General features: G+C 68.2%; 16 protein-coding genes. 12 read left to right on the forward strand and 4 right to left on the reverse strand.

Features of this window, described 5'->3' with window-relative positions:
* The 4 genes from QQS14_RS11095 to QQS14_RS11110 all read left to right on the forward strand — a co-directional run.
* A partial coding sequence (locus QQS14_RS11095; protein ID WP_285907064.1) for a sulfurtransferase TusA family protein occupies positions 1 to 232 on the forward strand: 232 nt, incomplete at its 5' end.
* Positions 232 to 783, forward strand: coding sequence for a putative Se/S carrier protein (locus QQS14_RS11100; RefSeq protein ID WP_285907065.1), 552 nt, complete (start codon positions 232 to 234; stop codon positions 781 to 783). The genes QQS14_RS11095 and QQS14_RS11100, both read left to right, overlap by 1 nt.
* Positions 768 to 1634: an NAD(P)H-hydrate dehydratase gene (locus QQS14_RS11105; RefSeq protein WP_285907066.1), complete on the forward strand. Its 867-nt coding sequence runs from the start codon at positions 768 to 770 to the stop codon at positions 1632 to 1634. Before QQS14_RS11100 ends, QQS14_RS11105 begins: the two co-directional genes overlap by 16 nt.
* Positions 1631 to 1864 (forward strand): hypothetical protein, encoded by a 234-nt coding sequence (locus QQS14_RS11110; RefSeq protein ID WP_285907067.1) that lies wholly within the window; start codon positions 1631 to 1633, stop codon positions 1862 to 1864. Before QQS14_RS11105 ends, QQS14_RS11110 begins: the two co-directional genes overlap by 4 nt.
* Before the next feature lie 87 nt (positions 1865 to 1951).
* Here the strand turns inward: QQS14_RS11110 and QQS14_RS11115 are convergent, their stop codons facing one another.
* On the reverse strand, positions 1952 to 3514 hold the full coding sequence (locus QQS14_RS11115; protein ID WP_285907068.1) for an ammonia-forming cytochrome c nitrite reductase subunit c552: 1563 nt from the start codon (positions 3512 to 3514) through the stop codon (positions 1952 to 1954).
* Complete coding sequence (locus tag QQS14_RS11120) at positions 3507 to 3983, reverse strand: cytochrome c3 family protein (RefSeq protein WP_285907069.1); 477 nt, start codon at positions 3981 to 3983, stop codon at positions 3507 to 3509. The genes QQS14_RS11115 and QQS14_RS11120 overlap by 8 nt, the downstream gene beginning before the upstream one ends.
* A 307-nt stretch (positions 3984 to 4290) precedes the next feature.
* Here QQS14_RS11120 and QQS14_RS11125 point away from each other — a divergent pair, with 307 nt between their 5' ends.
* Positions 4291 to 4923, forward strand: a complete 633-nt coding sequence (locus tag QQS14_RS11125) for a TetR/AcrR family transcriptional regulator (protein ID WP_285907070.1) — start codon at positions 4291 to 4293, stop codon at positions 4921 to 4923.
* A 138-nt stretch (positions 4924 to 5061) separates the two neighbouring features.
* On the opposite strand, the gene QQS14_RS11130 is transcribed toward QQS14_RS11125, so the two are convergent.
* A complete protein-coding gene (locus QQS14_RS11130) occupies positions 5062 to 8175 on the reverse strand; it encodes a hypothetical protein (RefSeq protein WP_285907071.1) in 3114 nt (1037 codons plus the stop codon).
* A 258-nt stretch (positions 8176 to 8433) separates the two neighbouring features.
* Here QQS14_RS11130 and QQS14_RS11140 point away from each other — a divergent pair, with 258 nt between their 5' ends.
* From QQS14_RS11140 to pbpC, 4 genes are all read left to right on the forward strand, one after another.
* Positions 8434 to 10185: a tetrathionate reductase family octaheme c-type cytochrome gene (locus QQS14_RS11140; protein WP_345782798.1), complete on the forward strand. Its 1752-nt coding sequence runs from the start codon at positions 8434 to 8436 to the stop codon at positions 10183 to 10185.
* A 2-nt stretch (positions 10186 to 10187) separates the two neighbouring features.
* Positions 10188 to 10844 carry a cytochrome b/b6 domain-containing protein gene (locus tag QQS14_RS11145; protein WP_285907073.1) on the forward strand — a complete coding sequence of 219 codons (657 nt, stop codon included), beginning with the start codon at positions 10188 to 10190 and terminating at the stop codon, positions 10842 to 10844.
* Positions 10845 to 11040: 196 nt separating this feature from the next.
* A complete protein-coding gene (locus tag QQS14_RS11150; RefSeq protein ID WP_285907074.1) occupies positions 11041 to 16458 on the forward strand; it encodes an alpha-2-macroglobulin family protein in 5418 nt (1805 codons plus the stop codon).
* Between the two features lie 6 nt (positions 16459 to 16464).
* On the forward strand, positions 16465 to 18978 hold the full coding sequence (gene pbpC / locus QQS14_RS11155) for a penicillin-binding protein 1C (RefSeq protein ID WP_285907075.1): 2514 nt from the start codon (positions 16465 to 16467) through the stop codon (positions 18976 to 18978).
* A gap of 121 nt (positions 18979 to 19099) precedes the next feature.
* Here the strand turns inward: pbpC and QQS14_RS11160 are convergent, their stop codons facing one another.
* Entirely contained in the window at positions 19100 to 20593 is a 1494-nt protein-coding gene (locus QQS14_RS11160; RefSeq protein ID WP_285907076.1) for a GGDEF domain-containing protein, read from the reverse strand.
* 242 nt (positions 20594 to 20835) lie between these two features.
* Here QQS14_RS11160 and QQS14_RS11165 point away from each other — a divergent pair, with 242 nt between their 5' ends.
* The 3 genes from QQS14_RS11165 (at position 20836) to QQS14_RS11175 (ending at position 24758) form a co-directional block, all read left to right on the forward strand.
* Entirely contained in the window at positions 20836 to 22479 is a 1644-nt protein-coding gene (locus QQS14_RS11165) for a glycosyltransferase family 4 protein (protein WP_285907077.1), read from the forward strand.
* Positions 22480 to 22573: 94 nt separating this feature from the next.
* A complete protein-coding gene (locus QQS14_RS11170; protein ID WP_285907078.1) occupies positions 22574 to 23008 on the forward strand; it encodes a 4Fe-4S dicluster domain-containing protein in 435 nt (144 codons plus the stop codon).
* A complete protein-coding gene (locus tag QQS14_RS11175) occupies positions 23001 to 24758 on the forward strand; it encodes an aldehyde ferredoxin oxidoreductase N-terminal domain-containing protein (RefSeq protein WP_285907079.1) in 1758 nt (585 codons plus the stop codon). The genes QQS14_RS11170 and QQS14_RS11175 overlap by 8 nt, the downstream gene beginning before the upstream one ends.
* The last annotated feature ends 37 nt before the right edge of the window (positions 24759 to 24795 follow it).

Here is a 24795-nt window from a genome sequence, read left to right on the forward strand (position 1 = left end):
AGAAATGAACATGAGCAACATAGTCGACGCACGCGGGCTGTCATGCCCCCAGCCGGTTCTGGAGACCCTCAATGCCATCGCAGCCATGAGCGGGGGCAGCCTCGAAATCCTGGTGGACACCGAGGCGTCCAAGGAAAACGTCTGCCGCGCGGTCCAGGCCAAGGGGTGGAGCCTTGACAGCGTGACCGAAGACGGGGGAGAATACAGGATACGCATCAGCAAGGGATCATAGTGGGTTTTCTCGACTTTCTGCGCAACAAGACCTCCGGTCCGACCCCGTCCAGGGCGGACCGGGGGCTTTTGCTCTTCGAGAACACCAGCGAGGTCATCCGGGCCGAGAAGGTCTTGCGCGCCGCAGGCTTCGAGGTGGCGGTCAAGGGGCCGCCGCCCGAGGTGCGCACCGGCTGCGACCTGGCCGTGGAATACCCCCTCATCGAGGGGCTGAACATCCTGCGGCACCTCGACGAGGCCAGGGTGCCGCCGCTGGACGCCATCCCGGTGACCGGGCCGCTGCTGACCCCGGTGGACCTCTACCACGTCAAGGACTTCGGCGACCATCTCATGGTCCGGGCCGCCAACATGAAAGTCACCGTGGACAAGCGCACCGGCGTCATCGTCAATGTCTCGGGCGGCGGCTGCCCGGACGTGCCCTGGCTGGCCGCCCGGCTCATCGGGCAGCGGCTGGACGAGGCCCCCTCCCCGCGCGACACGGGCCACACCCTGTGCGGCTACGCCCTGGGGTTGGCCTTCGAGGAGATGAAGCGGCTATGCTCGCCATCGTAGGCACGGTGCCGGACCCGGACCTGCCCATCGTCGAGGGCGAGGCGCTCCTTGAGGGCGCTGCCCTGATGGTGGCCGGCCGACGCATCCCCACGGACCGGGGCACCCCGGCCCTGCTGGCAGCGGCCTGCGCGGCCAGCGCCACCCTGGGCCTGCCCGCACCCCACGCCTTTCTGGTGGGCGACCAGGGGCTGGGCCACGGCAGCCGAGCCCTGTACGCCCACCTGACCGACACCCTGCCCGGCCGCGACATCGCCACCCTGGTCTTCCACTACCTGATGCCCGACGTCATGTGGCACGACAAGGTCCTCTTCGCCGTGGAGACCATGGCCGCCCGGCCCCGGCTCATCGCGGACGCGGGCTTCATGTACGCGGCCAAGATGAGCGGGCAGGCCTCGGCCTACGACCTGTTCACCCCGGACGCCGGGGAGCTGGCCTTCCTGGCCGACGAGACCGCGCCGCATCCCTTCTACACCCGGGGCTTCATCCTGCACGATGACAACAACGTGCCCGACCTCATCCGGCGCGCCTACGGCGGGGGCAACGCGGCCCGCTGCCTGCTGGTCAAGGGAAGCGTCGATCACGTGGCCGACGCGGGCGGCGTGCTGCACACCGTGGACAGCCCGTGCGAGGAGGCCCTGGAGGCCATGGGCGGCACCGGCGACACCGTGGCCGGGATCGCCGCCGCCCTGGTTGAAGGCGGCTTGTCCGTGGCCAAGGCCGCGCATCTGGCGGCCAGGGCCAACCGGCTGGCCGGGCAGTTGGCCTGCCCCAACCCGGGCTCGCGCATCGCCGAAATCGTCGTCCACATCCCCCAGGCCCTGAAACAGGCCATGAACGGGACCGGCCAATGACCGCGACCCGGCCCGCGATCACTGCGTCCATGACCCTGCTGGACACGGTCCACGCCCACCCGGCCACCGAGGCCGTGTTCCGCTCCCGCGACGAGCAGGCCGGGGTCTGCCTGCTCTGCTCCGCCCTCTTCGAGACCATCGGGGCCGTGGCCGTGGCCCACGGCCTGGACCTCGACGCCCTGCTGGACGACCTGAACCGGGCCATCGCCCTTCCCCGCGCCAGAGACTGACACCGCCCGCCTACAGCTCGCAAAAGAAAATCGGGACTCCAGCATGATGCCGGAATCCCGATCCTTTCAATCAACGGTCAGTTGCCGTCAGCTTCCCGATGGAGGCGGAATGAGCCGCTTGTTCTCATCCCACATCAGCTCCTTCTCGGGCAGCAGCGGGAGGTACTTGAACCAGGCGTGGCTGTCCATGTGTTCCTGGCTCTGCTGCAGCTTGCGGGTGTGCTCCAGGATGGGCGGCACCAACTCCTTGATATCGCCGGACAGGGCCTCGGCCGTGGTGAAGGACGCGGCCTTGATGGCGGTGTCCACGGCCTTCTGGCTGTACTGCTGCGACCGGGCCAGGGTGTCGAGGGCCTTGGCCGGGTTGTGGAAGCCCACGCTGTTCTCGGCCGAGACCATGTCCCAGAAGAACTGGCCCTTGCGGCACATCTCGCGGGCGTCGATCATCAGCTGGTCGTAATCGGCGGGCTTGTCGCCCTCGAACTCGGCGGCCATGCGGATGGCCTCGTGCGCCTTGACCGAGACATCCTGGGCGATGAGCAGCTGGTCCCATACCTTGTGCTGGGTGTAGAGCACCCGTTCGCGCAGGTATTCCGGGGTCTTGTCGGTGTGGCACTGGCGGCAGGCCTTCATGTCCGGGTCCTTCAGCGGCGAGTTCCAGTGGTGGTTGGAGATCTTCTTCTTGCCGTCCAGGCGGGTGTAGCTCATGTGGCAGTCGGAGCAGCTCACCCCGGCCGCGCCATGCACGCCGTTGAACCAGAACTCGTACTCGGGATGCTGGGCCTTGAGCATGGGTGTCTTGGAAACGGGATGGACCCAGTCCACGAAATGCCCCTCAAAGCCGGGCGTGGTGGTGATGCCGTGGGACTTGTAGTAGGTGTATATCTCCTCGGGGTCCAACCCTTCGGTCCAGGGGAACACGGGCTTCTTGGCCGCGCCCATGCCCACATCGGTGAAGTAGTATTCCACATGGCACTGGCCGCAGACCAGGGCGCGCTGGTCGTTGCGCGGCAGATCCTTGAACTCCTTGCCTTGGCCCGCCAGATAGACCTTGAGGGGCTCGGAGTAGAGGCGCAGCTCCATGTTGGTCGGGTTGTGGCAGTTGGCGCAGCCGATGGTGTCGTCGTCCAGGTCCACCTGCTCGCGGAATTCGTTGAAATCCTTGGCCCAGAAGTCGTCGCCGTACTCGGCGACCCACTCGTTCATCTTGGGCGTCTTGCAGTTCCAGCAGGTGGCGGGCAGCCCGGCCTTCTCATTGTAGCGGTCGAGCCGGTCGATGTGCAGGATGTCCTTCATGGCGTAGGTGTGGCCCCGCGCCGCGCGGTATTCGTAGCTGAAGGGATAGCCCAGCCAGAGGTTCTTCAGGTACGGCTGGGCGTACTTGTAGCCCTCGGGCAGCGGGTTGACGCCGTCGTTCTTGTTGTAGGCCACGGACCCGCCGTACTCGGTCATGATCTCGGTCTCGTTGTTGCGCAGGTAGGTCTCGTAGTGCAGCGGAAAGTCCGGCTTGAACTTGGAGTTCTTGATTTCGGTTTCGGGCAGGTCGGTCTTGAAGACCGGGGTCTGCGGTTCGGACACCTCCGAACACGCGATCAGTGCCAGCGCGCACAGGGCGGCCAGCAGGGCGAAAACGGGTATGGTTCTACGCATCGGCGGCGCTCCTTTTGGCTACGGGGATTTTCGGCATGTGGGGCACGCTGCGGTGGCAGTCGGTGCAGTACTGCTTGCTCTGCATGACCACCGTGGAGGTGGTCTCCGAGTGGCAGCGCAGGCAGTTGGCCTGGGTCACGTCCTTGGTCTCGCCACCGGGGTGGATGAGATCGGGGATCGTGCTCGTGGCCGTCACATACATGTCCCGCATCCCTTCCTTGGTCTTGAACGGTATCTTGGCCACCAGATTGTACGGGGCGTGACACTCGTTGCAGGCCAGCTTGGCGTGAACCGACTGCTGGTGCGTCAGGGCCGCCTCTGACATGGAATGGCAACTGCCGCAAAACGAGGCCTGATCCGTGGTGTGCATGGCCAGGGCCACCCCCACGGTCAGAACCACGCCGCCCAGAGCGGGCAGCAGCGCGTAGAGCCATCCCGGGCCGCCGGGGTCGCCTTTCTTGAACAACATTCCTTCCCTCCTTTTCCTTCATGGGACAATGCGCTATTGTCGCCCATCGTCCGAAGAGAGCCTCCACCATGGGTACGCTCCGGGGCCACCCCCCGCCGCCGGAGCATACAAATTTGTGGCAACGATACCACCAAACCGGGGCAATGGAAACACTCTCGCGAAATTATAACAACCGATTCCGGCACCCCTGGTCCGGCTGCCGTCAAAACGGCCAACTGGCCATGGAGATCGAAGCCATGCCAATTCTGTATGACAAAAGCAATGTGAGTTGGCAATCACTTTGTGAGCAAAGCCGGGACAAACAGCCGTGAGCACGCCGCGATACCTGAGTGCCGACGAGCGCCGGGCCATGACCGTACGCACCGTACTGGAGCTGGCCGCCATCATGGACCCGGCATCCATCAGCACGGCCATCATCGCCGAGCGCATGGGCCTGAGCCAGAGCGCGGTGTTTCGCCACTTTCCCACCAAGGAGGCCATCTGGCTGGCCACGGTTGACTGGGTGGCGGCCCATCTGATGGAGCGGGTGGACCGCGCCGCTGCGGCCGCGACCGGCCCCCTGGCCGCCCTTGAATCCGTGTTCCTGACCCATGCGGCCTTTGCCATGGAGAATCCGGGCGTGCCCCGGCTGGTCTTCAGCGAGATGCAGCGGGCCGGGCATTCCCCGGTGGTGGAGGTGGTGCAGGCCATGCTCGATGGCTACCGGCAGCGGCTTGAGGCCCTCATCGAGCAGGGACTTGCCTTGGGCGAAGTGTCGGCCGAGGTATCGCCGCCCTCTGCCGCGTCCCTGTTCATCGGCTCCATCCAGGGCTTGGTCATGCAGGCCATGCTGGCGAACGACATGACCCGCCTGGGCCAGGCCGCGCTTGAAGCCTTTGCCCTGTTCCGCCGCGCCATCGTCAACCCGCAGCCGCTTGCCGCCAAAAGCTCCGGGGGCTAGCGACGCTCCCTGCACCAATCAGCAACGAAACAGATAACCATTGAATTTATTGGCACTCTTGAAAGACGATGGGCTATCGATTGTCCCTCAGGAAACGACATGGCCCAGGCGTGCCCAGGTGTCCGGGCGGGTCCAGGGTCAGCCCAGGTCCTCTGCCGCCCGGCCCGCGCCGCCGTGGCTGTTGTGGCCCGGGGTGCCAAGGCGCAGGAGCATGCGGTCGAGCGCCCGGAGGTAGCCGGGGTAGCGCACGAGGTAGAAGGACAGGGCGCGCGAGAAGTTCCGGCCCACCACGCCGTCCACGAAGAGCTGGGACACGTCGCGCTCGCGCATGAGCACCAGCTGGGACATGAAGAAGATGCGCCGCTCCTCGGGCTTCATCTCGCGCAGCAGGGCGGCCAGGGCCGTGGCCGCGCGCGGCTGGTACATCCAGAAGGTGAGCAGGTCCAGGGCGTTGAGCATCACCGCCTTGTCCAGTTCGTCCACGATCACGCCCCGCTCCTTCAACTGGCGCACCTCGCGGACCATGGTATCGGGGTCGGCCATCATGCGCAGGGTGTCGCGCTCCGGGAAGAGGCAGTCGAGCCGGGCGTACACGGACAAAACCTGGGCGATCTTGCCCCGGTAGTCCCACAGCCGCAGGCGCACGTTGGCCCCCCGGTCGGCCAGCCCCTCGATGCCGCCTGCCACGCAGTCCGAGGCGAGCTTGGAGATGACGGCCGCCCACTGCTGGAGCACCGGATCGACCGCAGCCACGCCCCCGGCCGCCAGGGCCAGCCCGGCCACCCAGTTGAAGGCCACGGCCAGGGGGATGGACAGCGCGCTGCGGAAGAGATTCCAGAAGGCCGCCTCACGGGGCAACCCCCGGAACATGTTGTGGCTGAAGATGTACAGGCCGTTGGTCAGACCCATGACCGCGTAGAGCAGCACCGGGTTGGTGGCGGTGGTGATGCCCAGGCCCGCGTCGAGGAGCACGCCCTTGCACAGCCAGTCGAGCAGGGGCACGGAAAAACCGGTGAACATGAGGGAGTCGGCGATGCGGCTCCAGTTGACGTACTGGTGCCAGCGCAGGAGCGACAGGCTGCCCACCCCGCCGCCGCCCAGCACGGACTGGACCACGTTGCGCCCGGCCGTGATGCCCAGCCAGATGAAGGCCCCGAAGTAGGCGAGCAGCCACCAGTCCTTGCTCAGGGAAAATGTCAGGAAGGCCGGAACGAACCCGATGAACACCTTGAGCCAGTTGCGCAGGGTGGTGTTCAGGTAGAAGGGCGTGAGCCGTTCCGCCCGGTCCCGGGCATCGGGTTCGGCTAGGGACAGGCCGTTGCTGGTCTCGGTCAGCCCGCCGAGCATGGCGATGTTGCCGCAGCGGCCCGGGGTGATGCGCGTGCGCTCCGAGATATAGTCCACCTCGCGGGCGCGGCCCAGGCGGCGCAGCACGGGCACGCGGTCCAGCACCGCCCGGACCCTGCGACCAAGGGGCGTCACAGCCTCCACCGGCGAATAGGTGTGGCGCTCGCGCACCGTGGTGGCGATGGGCAGACACACGCCCCGGCCCTGGCCCCACCCTCGACGCGATCCCCCGCGGGCCATGTGCGCGGCGCGCGGCGGCAGGGTTTCGAGTACGGCAAAGCCCATGCCGAAGCTGCGCGAGCTGTGGCCGGTGGAGCCGCTGCCGATGCATGTGTGCAGCGGATTGTGGCGATACAGTCCGGCCAGGGTGTTGATGTCCGCCAGTATCTCGCGCAGCTTGACCGCCTCGTCGCTCTCGGCGCAGTCCATGTCGCCCAGGCAGAGCTGGTCGATGTTGTCCAGGAGTATGTGCTTGAGGGCCACCACGTCGCCCCGATTGAGGGCCTCGCGCAGCTCGCCCAGGTCCTCGCCGTCGCGGAAGCGGTTGTCGGCCACGTCGCGCAGGCTGAAGAGCTCGAGGTGGTTGATCAGGCCTTTGGCGTCGTAGAGCAGTTCGATGACATCGGCCTGGGTCAGGTCCACGGTGTTGAGTATGAACCGGTTGACCGAGTGCAGACCGCGAAGCCGGTGCATCAACTCCAGCGGGGAGAGGGTCAGCAATTCGGGATCATCGGCCGAGGGGGCCGTGGGGTTGGGCAGCCCGGGATTGTCGCCGGGCAGCAGGTAGCGCTGCACAAAGGTGTCGGCGTCCAGGGCGTCCAGGGTGTCCACCTGCATCTCGATGTCGCGCCGGGCATCGAGGTCGTCTGTGGCGGCGTACTCGGCGCGCAGGGCCTCGGCCCGCTCGCGCATCAGGGGCAGTGCGGTCCTGTGGATGAAGCCGCCGAGGTGGAGCAGCGAGGGCTGGCCCGAGCCCACGAAGGACTCGAAATCCCCGCGCTCCAGCCGGGGCAGGTCCAGCCCGAATTCGCGCAGGATGGACGCGCGGTGCTGGTCGTTGAAGGCCTCAAGCACGGCATACACATACTTGCGCCTGAAGCGCGACGCCTCGCGACCCAGGGCCATGAAGTCGCGCACTGGCTCGGACTCCAGAAAACGCAGGTATTCGCCCTGCTCGGTAAACCCCTTGGGCTCCCAGATGACGTTCACGAACCGCTCGCGGTGCCGGGCGGCCATCTCCACGCCCACATGGACCTCCACGTCCATGATCCTCGCCGCCTCAAGCAGCTCCCGGGCCACATCGGGCCGCACGAAGTTGTAGTAGACCACGGTCAGCCGCCGGATGCCCTTGATCCAGGCGTCCATGATCAGGTGGGTGGGCGACTTGCGGCCCTTGGTGTTGGCGTCGTGGACCCGGTCGTCAAAGGTGATCTGGTTCCACGCCTCTGGCATCTCCATCAGGTGGTACTTGGCCAGCTGCGCCCTGATCATGCGCGGCCTGCCCGTGGCCGCCACGCGGAATTCGTGCGCCAGCCTGAGCTGCTCCAGGCTGCCGCGCGGGGCGCGCACCAGCTCCTTCATGATCTGTAGGAGCACCCGGGCCGTGTTGCGCCGCATGAATCCGGTGGGCGCTGTCAGCACCTCGTCGCGCAGGGAGCGCAGGGCCTGGAGCCGCTCGCTGGCCAGACCGGTTTCCAGGGAGCCGAGCAGGCTGGCCACGGCGTAGGCGATGCGCAGGTTGGCGGTGGAGGCCAGGGCCTTGATGCCGTTGGGATGCAGAAAGGGCTCGAGCAGCGTCTTGACGTCGCGGCCCTGCCGCCGGGCCGGATCGAGCACGTCGTTGACCACGGCCAACAGCCGGTGGTCCGAGGGGTCGAAGAAGATGCGGGGCACCCGAGGCAGCATGAAACACCCTTCTCCCGGCAGATCAGCCGGGCGTCACCTGATTGTCGAATTCGTGTTCTTCTTTTCACGATTCCAGCGATCTGACTGAAATGTCAAGGAGAAGTTCCAGAAACGCTGCGACCGCCGCCCGGTTCGGGCCGTGCCGTGCCGTGCCGGATGATTCTCTCTCCAGGAGCGTTGCTCTTTGTTGAATATATGAGTAACCATGGAACTGACTCAACCCCCCGCCCAGGCGGGGACAGCCAGCAAGGAGGACCCATGCGCAACACTGTCTGGGGAGTGCTTCTCCTGACCCTTGCCTGGGCGCTGCCGTGCGCCCTGCCTGCCCCGGCTGACGCGGCCCCGGCCCCGGGCTTGACCCCGGGTTCGACCCCGGGTTCGACCGAGGACACGGCCCCGGGCCGTGCCCTGGCCATCCAGGCCACCCGGGCCAAGCCCGAGGTGCGCAGCACCACCGCCGACCACGGCAGGTTCGAGGTGCTGCACTTCGACGCGGAAAAGCAGAAAACCATGCAACCCGAGGAAGTGACCCGGACCTGCCTTGGTTGCCACAATCTCGCGGCGCTCCAGTTTCACCAGTCCATCCACTGGACCTGGCGCGACACCGAGGGCCAGCCCGAGAATTTCGGCAAGGGGGCGCTCTCGGTCAACAACTTCTGAATCAACATCATCAGCAACGAGGCTCGTTGCACCTCATGTCACGCAGGATACGGATGGAAGGACGACACCTTCGACTTCACGGCCCAGGACAAGGTGGACTGTCTGGTCTGCCACGAGCAGACAGGCACCTACCGCAAGTTTCCTTCCGGCGCGGGCTATCCCGCCCCCTATGTGGAGGACCCGGCCAATCCGGGCACCCAGAAGGGTGTTCCCTTTCCGGGCGAGAGCAAATCCTATTTCGCCCCTGACTGGTCCCGGGTGGCCCAGAGCGTGGCCCGCCCCTCGCGCATGAACTGCGGCACCTGCCACTTCTACGGCGGCGGCGGCGACGCGGTGAAGCACGGCGACCTGGACTCCACCATGGGCCGACCGCCCAAGACCCTGGACGTCCACATGGGCACGCGCGAATCCGGCGGCCAGGACTTCACCTGCGTGCGCTGCCACACCACGCACAGCCACCACATTGCCGGGCGCATCTACGAGACCCCGGCCGCGGCCGAGCGCAAGAGCCTGCTCCAGGACGACCTGGGCGACAAGATCCTGTGCGAGTCCTGCCACGGCACCGAGCCGCACCAGAGCGGCGGCATGTCCGACAAGATCAACGACCACACGGACACGGTCTCCTGCCAGGCCTGCCACATTCCCGAGTTCGCCCGCGCCCAGTCCACCAAGATGTGGTGGGACTGGTCCAAGGCCGGGCAACTCATGGACGGCAAGGAAGTGGTCATGGGCCCGGACGGCAAGTCCGTCTTCGACAGGAAGAAGGGCGAATTCCGCTGGGAGAAGAACGTGGTTCCGGAATACTACTGGTTCGACGGAACCCTGGACCACGTCACCGTGGCCGACCCCATCGACCCCACGGCCGAGGTCTGGCTGAACAGGCCCCAGGGCTCGGCCGACGACCCGAACTCGCGCATCATGCCCTTCAAGGTGCACCGGGCCATGGCCCCCTACGACAAGGTCAACAAGGTCATGGTCATCCCGCACCTGTTCCCCTTCAACAAGGACGACGACACCGCCTACTGGAAGGGATACGACTGGAACCGGGCCATCGAGGTGGGCATGGAAAAGGCCGGGCAACCCTACAGTGGCGAGTACGGCTTTGTCGAGACCACCTACGTCTTCCCCACCACCCACATGGTGGCTCCCAAGAACGAGGCTCTGCCCTGCGAGGCGTGCCACTCGCGCCAGAGCCGGCTGGCCGGGATCACCGAGGTCTACATGCCCGGCCGCGACACCTTCGCCATGGTGGACGCGGCAGGCTGGGTCGGCGTGACCGGGGCCATGGTGGCCGTCATCATCCACGGCCTGATGCGCTTCGTCTCCGGCCTGAGAAGGAAGGAGGAATAGCCATGACACACCAGCCCCTGGTCAAGATATACCTGTATTCCAAGTTCGAGCGCTTCTGGCACTGGGTCCAGTCGGCGCTGATCATCCTGCTGCTGGTCACGGGGTTCGAGGTCCACGGCAGCTTCGCCTGGCTCGGCTTCATGGCCGCGGTGGACCTGCACAACACCATCGGCCTGACCTGGCTGATCCTGTTCGTGTTCATCGTCTTCTGGCTCTTTGTCACCGGCGAATACAAGCAGTACATCCCCACCACCAGGAAACTCCTGGAGGTGGTCCGCTACTACGCCTCGGGCATCTTCCGGGGCGAGCCGCACCCGGTGCGCAAGAGCCGCGTGGCCAAGCACAATCCCATGCAGCGGCTGACCTACCTGGGCCTGACAGCCGTGCTTCTGCCGGTGCAGATGGCCACCGGGCTGCTCTACTGGAGCTACAACGACTGGCCCGCCTGGGGGCTGGACGGGTTCCTCAGCCTCAAGGTGCTGGCCCTGGTCCATCTCATCGGCGGGTTCGCCATCCTCATCTTCCTCATCGTCCACGTGTACATGACCACCACCGGACACACCGTGACCGCGCACATCGCGGCCATGTTCTCCGGCTGGGAGGAAGTGCCCGAGGGCGAGGAAGTGGAAGACTGGGAGCGCATGTCCGAGCGCCGCTGACACCCTGGCCCGATACCAGCCAACAGGGGCCGGAACGCGATGTTCCGGCCCCATGTTTGCTTCCGAGGGGCACTCCCGGCACCTTTGGTTCAGACGCCGAAACGCTCTCACCGCTGGCGCGGGCCATCCGGCTGTGGTACTTCGTGGAAACAGGGCGGGCCGCGCCCTGCCGCAACGCCGAGCCGGAGGGAGTCCCATGAACGCCACCAAGCTGAAAACCCGCATCATCATCGTCCTCGCCCTGATCGTGGCTGTCCAGGCGGTCTGGATTGCCCGGTCCCCGTCCCTGCCCGACGACGGCATCACGGTCGGCGAGGTGCGCGTCAGCCCGGACCGAACCGCCATCGAGGTGGCCCTGACCGGCCCGGCCGACACCGCTTCCATCCCGGCCGACGAGGCGGCCACCATCCTCCCGGCCCTGGATGGCCGGTGGCGCTGGGCCAATCCCTACCTGCTCCGCTTCGAGACCCGCGCTCCCATGCCTGAGGAGGCGGAATACACCGTGGAGATGCGCCCGGCACTGAACCTGACTGGCGAGCACACCTTCATCGTGGGCACCGGTTCCTTTGCCCTCTCGGCCATCTCCCTGTCCGAGCAGGCGGGCGACGCCCCGGCCAGCGCGGTGATCGCGGCCGTCCTCGAATTCACCGGGCCGGTTTCGCCCGAGAACATCCTGACCCATGCCCGGCTCGTCAACGAGGCGGACGGCAGCGAGGTCCCGCTTCGGGCCATGACCTCGTGGACCTCGCGCTACATGGAGCTGCGCTCGGACCCGGTGATCAAGACCCCCGAGGGCAGCACCTATGTCCTGACCGTGTCGCGCGCCCTGAAAAAGGCGGGCTCGGCCCTGTCCCTAAGCCGCGACGCCACGGCCTCCATCCCGGTGCGTCTGGACCCGGTCCTGGCCTATCGCGGGGCCGACGCATGGTCCTCGGCCACTGGCTCGGGCATCCGGCTGACCTTTTCCACGCCCATGGACGCGCGCCGTGCCGCCCCCTTTGTCTCCATCCAGCCATCGGCGGACCACTCCCTGTCCGCCGACGGCGCGGCCCTGCTCCTCTCGGGCGGGCTCGCCCCCGGCACGCGCTACACCGTGACCCTGCGCCAGGGCCTGACCGCCGCCGACGGCGCGATCCTGAAGGCGGACGAAACCGCCTCCCTGACCGTGCCGGACGTGACTCCGTCGGTTGATTTCGTGGGCACCGGCCTGTTCCTGCCCCCGGGCCGCAAGGCCGGGCTTGCGCTGTCCGTGGTCAATGCGGATCGGGTTGAACTGCGCGTGGACCGGGTCTACCCCAACAACCTCTTCTCCATGCTCGGCGACTACGGCAGCCGCCTCTTCGAGGACACCTGGGACTATGGCGGGGTGCCCGACACCCTGGGCGGACGGATATTCGAGACCACCCTGGGCGTCGAGGGAGGGCGCAACGTCCTGGTGCGCCTGCCGGTGCGGCTCGACGCCATCCGCGCGGGCGAGCGCGGCCTGTTCCGGCTCAGCGCGTCCATCCCGGGCCAGTCCGGGGTCCAGCGCTGGCTCGCCCTGACCGACATCGGCCTGACCGCCAAGCGAGGGGCCGAGGGCTTCCTGGTCTGGGCGGTGTCAAACACCAGCCTGGCTCCCCTGCCCGGCACCCGACTGACCCTGATCAGCGACCGAAACCAGCGCCTCGGTTCGGCCGTGGCCGATGCCAGCGGCACGGCGCGGATCGCCCTGCCGCCAGCAGACCCGGGGAGGGCGGACCACGACGGAACAGCCGACCGGGGACCGGGCGCGCCCTTCATGCTCCTGGCCGAGCGCGACGACGACTTCGCCTTTCTCCTGCTCGCGCGCGCGGCCGTGGACACCACGGGCCTGGACGTGGCCGGGGCACAGGCCACCTCCTCGGGTCTGCGCGCCTACCTCTACGGCGAGCGCGACCTGTACCGCCCGGGCGAGACCGCCCAGGGCGTGGCCGTCATTCGCAGGGACGACCTGACCATACCCGCCTCCATGCCCCTGTCCCTGGTCCAGCGCGACCCGCGCGGACGCGAGGTGCGCAAGCTGCGCCTGGACAGCGGCCCGGCCGGGGCCGTGCCCTTTGCCCTGGATTTGCCCGGCTACGCCCTGACCGGGACCCACGCCCTGGAGCTGCTGGCCGGTGACACCCTCATCGGCTCGACCCCCCTCAAGGTGGAGGAGTTCGTGCCGGACAGGATCAAGGTGGCGGTGACCACCCCGGCCGACGCCTTTGCCCCGGGCCAGGAAATCCGGGCCGGAGTGAGCGCCGAGTATCTCTTCGGCCCGCCCGCCTCGGCCCTGCCTGTCGCGCTGCGCGTTCAGCTGCGCCCGGCCCCGTTCACGGCCCGGGGATTTGAGGACTATCTCTTCGGCGACCCGGACGCTCCCTTTGCGCCCCAGGAGATATTCTCCGAAAACGCCGCCCTCGACGAGGCAGGCCGGGCCGATTTCGCCGTGGCCATCCCGTCCTCCCTCACCCCGCCGGCCGCCCTTGAGGCGATCATCCTCGCCCGGGTCAGCGAGGCGGGCGGGCGCGGGGTCACGGCCCGCAAGCGGGTGGTGGTCCACCCCCACCCCTATTACCTCGGCCTGCGCCAGATGGAGCGCAAGGGACTCGACCCGGGCAAGCCCGCCACCTTCGACTTCGTGGCCGTGGACACCGGCGGCGAGGCCACAGCCCACGGCCCCCTCTCGGCCCGGCTATATCGCGACCGCTGGCGCACGGCCGTGCGCCTGACCCCCTCGGGCAGCTACCGCTACGAGTCGGTCAACGACCCCGAGCTGCTGGCCGAGCAGACCATCCCGGCCGGAACCGGCCCGGGCTCCGTGACCTTCACCCCGCCCGACCACGGCAGCTACCGGGTGCGCGTGACCCCGGCCGACCCCGCCGCCTCGGGCGCATCGACCGTGGCCGCCTTCTTCTGCGGCGGCTGGGGCGACTCGCCCTGGGCGCTGGAAAATCCGGCCCGGGTGGAGCTGGTGGCGGACAAGGACCACTATCTGGCCGGGGAAAACGCCCTGATCCAGATTCGCGCCCCCTTCCCGGGTCGGCTGCTGGTGGCCGTGGAGGGCCGCTTTGTCAACGACGTGCGCGTGGTGGAGCTTGAGGGCAACACCGGCGAGGTCGTCATCCCGGTGCGCGAGACATACGGTCCCAACGTCCATGTCACGGCCCTGCTGGTGCGCAAGGCGTCGGACGTGGCCGAGGGCTCGGTGGGCCGCGCCTTCGGGGCCATTCCCCTGCTGGTGGACACCGGAGCCAACCGGCTGGACGTGACCGTGGACGCCCCGGCCGAGGTTCGGCCCGAGGCCGAGCTTGAGCTGGCCGTGCGCCTTCGGGGCGATGTCCGGCCCGGCACGCTGGTGACCATCGCGGCCGTGGACGAGGGCATCCTCCAGCTCTCTGGCGCGGGCGACCCGGACCCCTTCGGCTTCTTCCACGCCCGCCGCGCCCTGGGCGTGACCACCTACGACACCTTTGCCATGCTCTATCCCGATCTGGCCCGGGTTCTGGGCGCGGCCGCGGCAGGCGGCGGCATGGACCTCGCGGCCGAGAGCCAATTCATGCGCACCGAGTCCATCCGCCGGATCACGCCCGTGGCCTTCTGGTCCGGGCCTCTCCCCGTGGGCGAGGACAGCACCGTGCGCTGGCGCGTGACCCTGCCCGACTTCCAGGGCGCGCTGCGCGTGGTGGCCGTGGGCCTCGACGGTAAGCGCTTCGGCACGGGCCGGGCCATGGTCCGTGTGCGCTCGCCCCTGGCCGTGACCCCAACCCTGCCGCGCTTCATGGCTCCGGACGACGAAATCGAAATGCCCGTGACCGTGCGCAACGATCTTGACGCGGACAGCGCCGCCATCACCCTGACCGTCACGGCCTCGGGCGCGCTGACCACCACGGCCGAGCCGCTGACCCTTGACCTGAAGCACGGCGAGGAGCAGACCGTGTACGTGCCGGTCTCGGCCCTGCCCGGCCCGGGCGGCGACGGCACGGTCACGGTGACGGCCACTGGCACGGCATCAGCAACGGGCACGGCCTCGGGGCCGGGCACAATCGAAACGCGCCGGGTGGTCACCCACCTGCCTGTGCGCCCGGCCGCGCCCATGCGCCGCGAGCTGGCCTTTGGCGCGCTGGACACGCCGTCGGGCGAGCTGGTCCCGGCCGCCCAAGGCTTTGTGCCCGGCACCGCGACCCGCTCGGTGACCCTGGGCGGGCTGCCCCTGGCCCGGTTCGCGGGCAGGCTCGATAACCTCCTGACCTACCCCTACGGCTGCGCCGAGCAGGTGGCCTCCCAGGCCCTGCCCCTGATCCGATTCGGCCATCTGGCCCGCGAGTTCGCGCCCTCCCTGGCGGGCGAACGCGGCCCGGCCTTCATGGTCCAATCAGCCATCATGCGCCTGCAATCCCTGCAAACGGACAACGGCGGATTCGCCCTGTGGCCGGGCGGCAACGAGGATTCTGGCTGGGTGAGCGCGTACGTCACCCTGTTCCTGGTGGAGGCGGCCCGGGCGGGCTATGCATCGCCGGGCATGACCAGCCGAGCCCTGGAGCGCATGACCGGCCTGGCCGCCTCGCGCCCGGCCGACCCCGCGATGGCCGCCCTGGCCCTCTACAACCTCGCCCTGGCAGGCCGCCCGGACCGGGGGGCCATGGACGAACTGCGCGACAGGAAGCCCGGCCCCCTGCCCGATCTGGCGCGCACCCTGCTGGGCTCTGCCTATGCCCTGGCCGGTGACATGGACTCCTTCAACGGGCTGCTGGCGACCCGGCCCCGGGCGGGCGAGGGACGCCAGCCGGGCGGGGGCATGGGCTCGGGCCTGCGCGACGCGGCCCTGATGCTCCTGGCCCTGGCCGAGGCCGCGCCCAGCGACCCCCTGGTGCCGGAACTGGCCGCAGACGTGGCCCGGCGCATGACCGCCCCGGACTGGGGCACCACCCAGGAGAACGGCCTCGCCTTCGCCGCCCTGGGCAGAACCCTGGCCGGGATCGACCCCGCGCCCCTGACCGGCCGCCTCGACGCCGGGGACTGGACCGCGGACTTTGCCGATGCGGCCAGCGTGACCCTGGACACGGACATGGCCGACGCCCCCCTGACAGTGGACCTCGGCGCGCACAACGCCACTGTCTACTGGTCCGTGGTCACCCGGGGCGTGCCCCTGCCCGAAAGCCTCGCGCCCGTCAGCCAAGGCCTGGAGATTCGGCGCACCTTCCTCGACAGGACAGGCGCGGCCGTGGACATGACCAGCCTGGCCCAGGGCGCGCTGGTGATCATGAAGACAGAGGTGCGCGCACCGCACGGCGGGGTGGAGAACGTGGCCATCCAGTGCCTGCTGCCGGCGGGCCTTGAGGTGGAGAACCCGCGCCTTGAGACCACCGAGACCGCACCCCTGGCCCGTGACGACGAGCTGCCCCTGTCCGGCCACCAGGACCTGCGCGACGACCGGGTGCTCTTCTTCACCGACCTGCCCCGCCCGGGCTGGCATGCGGGCTACACCCAGCTGCGGGCCGTGACCCCGGGCAGTTTTGCCCTGCCCCCGGTCCAGGCAGAAGCCATGTACGACCCGGACATCACGGCCTCGGACGGGCCAAGCCGCATGGCCGTGACCAGACAGCCCTAGCCCGGCATGATCGGACTGGCGCGACGGCTCGGGCAGGCGGCCCGCTCGGTGCGGCTGCCCTGGCCTCAACGGGCGTGGGCACGGCTGGCCCTGATATTGGCTGGCCTGATGCTGGTCGCGCCATTGGCCTTCCTGGTGCTGGACGCGCTCTTTCCGCTCCCGGCCGGGTGGCTCGACGCGCCCTCGGGAACCCGGCTGCTGGACCGCTCCGGCACCGAGCTGCGCCGCTTTCCGGCCAGCGACGGCCAGTGGCGGTTCCCGGTGACCCTGGAAGAGGTCTCGCCCGCCCTGGTCACGGCCCTGGTGGAGTCCGAGGACCGCTGGTTCTTCGTCCACCCCGGCGTCAACCCCCTGGCCGTGCTCCGCGCCGCCTGGACCAACGCGGCCTCGGGCCGGGTGGTGTCGGGCGCGTCCACCATCCCCATGCAGCTGGCACGCATGGCCGACCCCGGCCCGCGCACCCTGCGCCGAAAACTGATCGAATCCTTCCGCGCCCTGCAATTGGGCCTGACCCGCTCCAAGACACAGCTGCTCGAAGCGTACCTCAACACCGCGCCCTTTGGCGGCAACATCGTGGGCGTGGGCGCGGCCGCGCGCATCTATTTCGGCAAGCCGCCGGACCGGCTCTCCCTGGGCGAATGCGCCCTCTTGGCCGTGCTGCCCCGTGCGCCCAACCGCTACGATCCCTCGCGCCACCCCGAAGCGGCCATGACTGTGCGCGACCAGGTGCTGACCCTGCTGGCCAAGCGCAAGGCCGTGGACGCGGACGAAGCAGCCCGGGCCATGCGCCAGCCCATGGTGGCCCAGCGCAGGCCATCGCCCATGCTCGCCCCGCATTTTTGCCTGCTGACCCGCGCCCGGCTCGGGGCCGAGCCGGTCATCGCCACCTCCCTGGACCTCGCCCGCCAGCGGACCGTGGAGCGGCTGCTGGCCCGCCATGTGGAGCGGCTGCGCGACCTTGGCATCGGCAACGGCGCGGTGGTGGTCCTGGACCGGACCAGTCGCGAGGTGCTGGCCCTGGCCGGGTCGGCGGACTTTGCCGACGACCGCCGCCAGGGGCAGGTGAACAACGCGCTGGCCCCGCGCTCGCCCGGCTCCACCCTCAAGCCCCTGCTCTACGCCCTGGCCTTTGACCGGGGCCTGGCTGTGCCCGGCTCGCGGCTGCTGGATGTGCCCGTGGACTACGCCGGATACGCGCCCGAGAACTACACCGGAATCTTCTCGGGCCGGGTGACCACGGCCGAGGCCCTGACCCGATCCCTCAACGTCCCGGCCGTGCGCCTGCTGGCCAGCACCGGCCTGCGCGACTTCCACGCCCTGTTGCGCCAAGGGGGGCTTGAGACCATCGACCGACCGGCGACAAGCTACGGCCTGCCCCTGGTCCTTGGCGCATGCGAGGTGCGGCTTGTGGACCTGACCAATGTCTACGCCACCCTGGCCCAGGGCGGGGAGCACCGCCCCTGGCGGGTCACGCCCCCGGCCATGCCCGAGGCCGGGTCAAGCGAATCGTCAGGCTCGGGAGCAGCGTCTGGGCCGAGCGCACAGCTGTTCTCGCCCGAGGCGGCCCGGGTGATAGCGACCATGCTCACCGAGGTGACGCGGCCCGACATGCCCGACTCCTGGCGGCTGACCCGTGACCGGCCAGCCGCAGCCTGGAAGACCGGCACCTCCTTTGGCCACCGCGACGCCTGGGCCGTGGGCTTTGGCCCGACCCTGGCCGTGGGCGTCTGGGTGGGCAATCCGGACGGCACGCCGGTCAAGGGCATCTCGGGCGCGGTCCACGCCGGGCCGATCTTCTTCGACGTGCTGCGCGCCCTGGACCAACCGGGCCGCGATCTGCGGCTGCCCGAGGCCCCGGCTCTGCGCAGCGTGACCCTGTGCGCAGCCAGCGGCCTGCCCGCCGGGACGGATTGCCCGGCCACCGTCGAGAGTCCGGCCGGGCCGACCCTGGCCCTGCCCCGCTGCGCCGAGCACCGCCGGGTTCTGGTGGATTCGGCCACCGGCCTGCGCCTGGAAGGGAGCTGCCTGACCGCGCCCGTGCCCGGCGGCCGGGCCGTGGCCAGAGAGGTGCAGACCGTGCCGCCCGAGCTGGCCGCATGGCTGGCCGCCCAGGGCAAGCCCGTGCCCGGCCTGCCCGCCCTCTCGCCCCTGTGCCCGGACGTGCCCGAGGGCCTGGGGCCGGCCATCCTCTCGCCCTCGCCCGCCACCCCCTATATCCTGCGCCACGACGCCCCGGCCCACCACCAGCAGGTGGCGCTACGGGCCGCGCCCGCCGACCCGGGCGACTCCCTGTGGTGGTATGTGGATGGCCGCTTCCTGGGCGTCGTGCACGGATCGTCATACGAATACATTACCAAAAAAAACGACGAATCAGATGGTGGAAAGAATCTTTTTTCAGGCCACGAACCGGCCGTTCTCTTCTGGCCCATGGCCCCGGGTGAGCACCGCGCCTCGGTCACGGACAGCCAGGGGCGGACATCGTCCGTGACCTTCCGCGTTCTGGACCGCATGGCCCCCTGACCCCGATCACCGCAATCAGCGCGACCCGCACGACCATCGCGCAGCACGACCATCGCGCAGCACGAAAAGGAGCGCGACCATATGGCCGCGCTCCTTTGGTTATATTATGGGAAAATATGGGCTACTGGGTGGCGGACATGGGCTCGTCAGGCTTGGAGATCACAACCATGTTGCGGCCGTTGTGCTTGGCCTTGTAGAGGGCCTTGTCCGCCTTGACCAGCAGGTCGTCGTCGCGGGTCAGGGCACCGGCCTCCACCGAGGCCACGCCGATGGACGCCGTGACCGAAAACTCCTGCCCGTCGAAGCGGAACACGCTGGACTGGATGGACTCGCGGATGCGCTCGGCCAGCTTCCAGGCGGCCTCCTCGCTGGTATGGGGCAGCAGGACCACGAACTCCTCCCCGCCGTAGCGGGCCGCGAGGTCGGTGGTACGGAAGGTCTCGGTGAGAATCTCGCCCACCTTGCGCAGGACCATGTCGCCCGCCTTGTGGCCGTAGGTGTCGTTGACCTGCTTGAAGTGGTCGAGATCGACCATGAGCAGCGAAAGGTCGTGATTGTAGCGGCGGCGGCGCTTGATCTCGTAGACCAGGCGCTCATCAAAGGAATGGCGGTTGTAGATGCGGGTCAGGCCGTCGCGGTCGGCGCGCATCTTGACCTCCTTGAAGGTCAGGGCGTTGCGCAGGGCCAACCCCAGGTGGTTCACGGCCGAGCGGAAGGTCTCCACCTGATCGCGGCCCAGCCGGTAATCGGGCTCGCACAGGAGCACCAGGGCGCCAAAGGTCTCGTGGGCCGCGGTCAGGGGCATGGTCACCACCTTGCCCTCGGCAGGGGCCAACGAGAATTCCGGCCGCCGGGCCGGATCGGTGTGCATGACGGTGAAGCCGTTGACCGGCCCGCCGCCCTTTTCGGCGGCCGCGGCCAGGAGGTATTCCACCCACTGGCTCTCGGTCTCCGGGGCGGTCTTGCCGTTGAGGAACATCTCCACATCGGCCACTTCAGAATCCCGCTGCCGGGTCCAGAACACGGCGTGCAGCAGCCTCACCGGCAGGACCAGGCCCAGGGTGTCCTTGGCATTGAGCAGGATGGTGGCCGGGTCCAGACTCTCGGTGGCCGAGGCCAGAATCCTGTTGAGGAACATGAGCTGGTCGGTCTTGCGCGCCAGCAGCTCGCGCTCAAGGAGAATCTCCTCGGTCATGCGGTAGATGTCGGAATACATGCTCGTCACTTCCCTGGCGCGGAACACGGCGTCCTGCACCTTGGGCCGGGTCAGCGGCGTGCGGACCACGGTCAGGAATCCCTCGGCCAGCACGGCCTCCATCTCCTGGGGCTCGTCATGGGGCTCCTGGATGAGGATGCGCTGGGTGTTCTCCTGGGCGCGGTACTCCTGACGCCGATGCTCGGGCAGCTTCAACCACACGGACCACGGCACCCAGACCGCGCAGGGTTTTTCCTCCTGGTCCAGCTCGCGGGTCTGCGGCAGGGCGTCCGGGGCGAAGTTGCGCAGGTGGAAGCCCGGCCCCACCCCCTCGTCGATGCAATCCGCCAGTTCCTGGTCAAGACCCAGGCCCCACATGAGTTCGGGCCGCTTGCCCCGCTTCATCGTCTGCTTGCGCATGGCTCCATCTCTCCTTGCAGTCAAAATACCGACGCATGACACGTCCGCACAGCAGGGGGAGCAAAAACGGGGCCAAAGGAGATTCGTCCGCTTCCGGCGTAGGCATCTCCTCCGATTTACGACGATTTTCAATCCAGCAACCTGCCGTGGCACCACGGGTCGGCAGAAAATGCCGAGGCGAAAGGAGCCCTACGGCCGTCAAAGCCATTGACAAACCTGGTCAATACGGTTTTGACCTACATATGTCCGAATCCAAGCGCATCTGGGCCACCCTGGACCCGTTCTTCGAGCCCGGGCCGGTGCTGGGCCGCAAGGTGGCCAACACCAAGTTCCTGCGCGCCCTGCTCACCGCCGACCCCTATGACGAATACCGCTTCTTCCTGGGCGACGCGGGCCAGACCAGAGGACTGCGCGCCCACCTGGGCAAGATCGCGCCCGGCATGATCGAGGCGGGCCGCGCGCGCATTCTGGACCGGCGCGAGCTGCCGCGCCGTCTGGTCGCAGAGCCGGTCCACTGCATGCACCTGTCGGACTGCATCACCAGCCAGCCCCACGCGGCCGCCCTGCGCAACCGATACAGCCGCGACATCTTTCCCGTCACCGGAGCCATCCACTCCCTGAGCTACGCCACCTTTGGCGGCCAGTTCCTGCGCCACCTGTGGCCCGGCACCACCCGGCGCGACGCCATTGTCTGCACCTCGCGCCCCGGCCTGGAGGCCGTGGGCCGCTTCTTCCACTGGCTGCGCCAGGGCTACGGCTTGGACCCGGAGCGATTCCCCGAACCCGCCCTGGCTCACATCCCCCTGGCCGTGGACACGGACGAGCTGTGCCCCGCAGACCCGAGGGAAGGCGGGGCCAGTGGCCAGAAGAATGGCGGCCCGGTGCGCCTGCTCGTGTTTGGCCGCATCTCTCACCATTCCAAGATGGATCTGCTGCCCCTGCTGCGCGCCCTGCACCGGCTGGTGCGCCAGGGCATGGACCCGGCCTCCGTGGCCCTGACCCTGGCCGGATGGGCGGACGACGGCGACGACTTCCTGCCCACACTCAAGGACCTGGCCGCCAACGCGGGCATCGACATGTCCGTGGTCCTCAGGCCGAGCGAGGCGGAGAAGACCGCCCTGTTCCGCGTCGCCGACATCTTCGTCTCCATCGCCGACAATCCGCAGGAGACCTTTGGCATCACCCTGGTCGAGGCCGGGGCCTTTGGCCTGCCCGTCATCGCCTCGGACTACGACGGCTACCGCGACATCGTGGTCCCGGGCAAAACCGGCCTGCTGGTGCCCACCATCGGCCCGGACCGCACCGACGACATCGACCTGCTGGCCCCGCTCACCTATGACAACCAGTACCATCTGCTGCTGGCCCAGCGCACGGCCGTGGAGATTCCAGCCCTGGCCGAGGCGCTGAAGACCCTCGTCGACTCGCCCGACACGCGCCGGGCCATGGGCGCGGCCGCCAGACGCCGCGTTGAGGCCCACTACTCCTGGCCCGCGATCATCGCACGCCATGTCCGGCTCTGGGACGATTTGTGGCGCGAGCCAGTGGACCCCGCCCCCCTGCGCGAGGCCCGCCACCCCCAGGCCATGCCTTACGCAGAGATCTTCGGCCATTATCCCTCCCGCACCCTGGACCCGTCCTTCATGGTCCGGCCCGGGGCCACGGGCGAGGCCTTCTATCGCGGCCGCGACTTCCCCCCCCTCTATTCCGGCCTGACCGGAACCATCGACCCGGACATCGCCCGCAAACTCGTGTTCCTCGCCCGTAAATCCATTGACACCGCCAGCCTGATACGCAACCTTGTGGACTCGGTTCCCGGCATGGACCATGCCTCGGCCGCCAGCCACGTGCTCTGGTCGCTCAAGCACGACATACTCGAAAGAATCTGAAGCGCCCCCGGCAGCGGAAAGCCCTGGCCCCGATGGCGGGAAAGGCGCACACGAACCGGGCGAACCGGTTCCCAACCAATTGGAGGCAGTAAGAATGAAAGCATTAAGGGCTGCACGCATGGAGCGCTGCATCGGCTGCCATTCGTGTTCGCTGGCCTGCGCGCGGCAGGTCCACTCGTTCCTGTCGTGGAACAAGTCGGGCATCCGCATCGCCTCGTCGGGCGGGCTGTCCACGGGTTTCGAGGCCAAGCTGTGTCTGGCCTGCAAGCCCGCGCCCTGCGCCCAGGCCTGTCCCACCGGCTCCCTGGCCCAGCGGCGCGATGGCGGGGTCATCCAGAAGAAAAACCTCTGCATCCGCTGCGGCGAGTGTGCCAAGGCCTGCCCGGTGGACGCCATCTTCCTCGACCACCAGGTCAACCCCTATGTCTGCATCCATTGCGGGCGCTGCGTTGAATTCTGTCCCCACGACTGCCTTGAGATGGAGGAGCTGCCAAAGACGCCCAAGGACAAGGGGGACTCTGATGATTAGAGACTACTTCCGCATCATGAAGGTAGACCTGACCACTGGCAAGGCCTCCCTGCTGGAGCGGCCCGGCCGCGACCAATACCTCGGCGGCACCGGCCTTGCCGCCATGCTTTTCGAGGAGTTCGGCCACATGGACAGGGACTGGGACGACCCCGAGCAGCCGCTGATCTTCACCATCGGCCCCCTGACCGGCTACTACCCGCTCATGAGCAAGACCTGCTGCGCCTTCCGCTCGCCCTATCACAACCAGTACGCCGAGAGCTACGCAGGCGGCAAATCCGCCCTGTCGCTACGCTTTGCGGACCTCGACGCCCTGGTGGTGGTCGGCAAGGCCGCGCGCCTGTCCGCCCTGTGCGTGGGCTCGCGCCGGGTCGAGACCCGCGATGTGGACTACATGCGCGGCTTCGACGCCCTGCGCACCGGCCGCATCGTACGCAAGCTCTTCCCGGGCTCGGGCCGCCGCTCCATCCTGCGCATCGGCCCGGCCGGAGAAAACCTCTCGGCCTACGCCTGCATCAACGTGGACACCTACCGCCACTTCGGCCGCCTGGGCGGCGGCACGGTCATGGGTTCCAAGAACCTCAAGGCCATCTGCATCCTGGGCGACCGGGGCTTTGACCTGCCCGAAGGCAAGGCTTATTCCGACCTGTACAAGGACATCTTCAAGCAGTTGACCACCACGGAGATGATGTCCAAATACCACGGCCTGGGCACGGCCGTGAACATCAACCCCCTCAACGAGCTGAAAAGCCTGCCCTGGAAGAACCTTCAGCAGACCAGCAGCCCGCTGGCGGACAACATCTCGGGCGAGCGATTCGCCAAGGACACCCTGCTGCGCAGCGCGGCCTGCGCGGGCTGCCCCGTGGGCTGCATCCATGTGGGTTTCGTGCGCGAGCAATTCCAGGCCAACAACCAGTACCTCTACCGGCAGGTGAGCTACGACTACGAGCCCATCTTCGCCTGCGGCGGCATGCTGGAGATCACCGAAGCGCCCCAGGTGCTCCGCCTGCTCGACGTCATTGAGAAGGAGGGCCTGGATGTCATGTCCACGGGCGTGGCCCTGGCCTGGGCCACCGAGGCGCTGGAAGAGGGCGTCATCTCCCGCGACGAGACCATGGTGGACCTGACCTGGGGCAATGTCGATGCCTACATGCAGGGCAGCGAGCTGATCAGCCGCCCGCCCAACGAATTCTACCGGCTGCTGGCCCAGGGCGCCATGAAGTGCGCCCAGAAATTCGGCGGCGCGGACTTCGCCTGCGTGCTCGGCCAGGAGATGGCGGGCTATGCCACGGGCGAGGTCTTCTTCGTGTCCGAGGCGCTGGGCTTCCGCCACTCGCATCTCGACTCGGGCGGCTACGCCTACGACCAGAAGTACGAGGACAAGAACGTGACCCGGGCGCTGGACTTCCTGGTCAACGACGGCCGCGAGCGCATCGTGCTCAACTGCATGGTGGCCTGCCTGTTCTCGCGCGGGGTGTACAAGGACGAGCTGATGGCCCAGGCCATGGAGGCCGTGGGCTACGGTGCCCTGAACGACTCGCTGTCCGCCATCGGCGACAGGGTGCAGCGGCTGCGCTGGCGGCTGCGCCTGGGCATGGGCTACGACCCGGCCAAGGTGGTCATTCCCAAGCGCTACACCGAGGTGACCACCTGGAAAGGCCCCATCGACCCCGAGTACCTGGAGGCCCTGCGCACCGGCTATGCGGCCCGGATCATGGAAATGGGCGCGCCGCTGCCCGAAACCGAGGAGTAACGGCGCCAAAATTCACCCAAACGCCAAAAAGAGGTTG

It is taken from the genome of Pseudodesulfovibrio pelocollis, from assembly GCF_030282845.1.
GTDB lineage: Bacteria > Desulfobacterota > Desulfovibrionia > Desulfovibrionales > Desulfovibrionaceae > Pseudodesulfovibrio > Pseudodesulfovibrio pelocollis.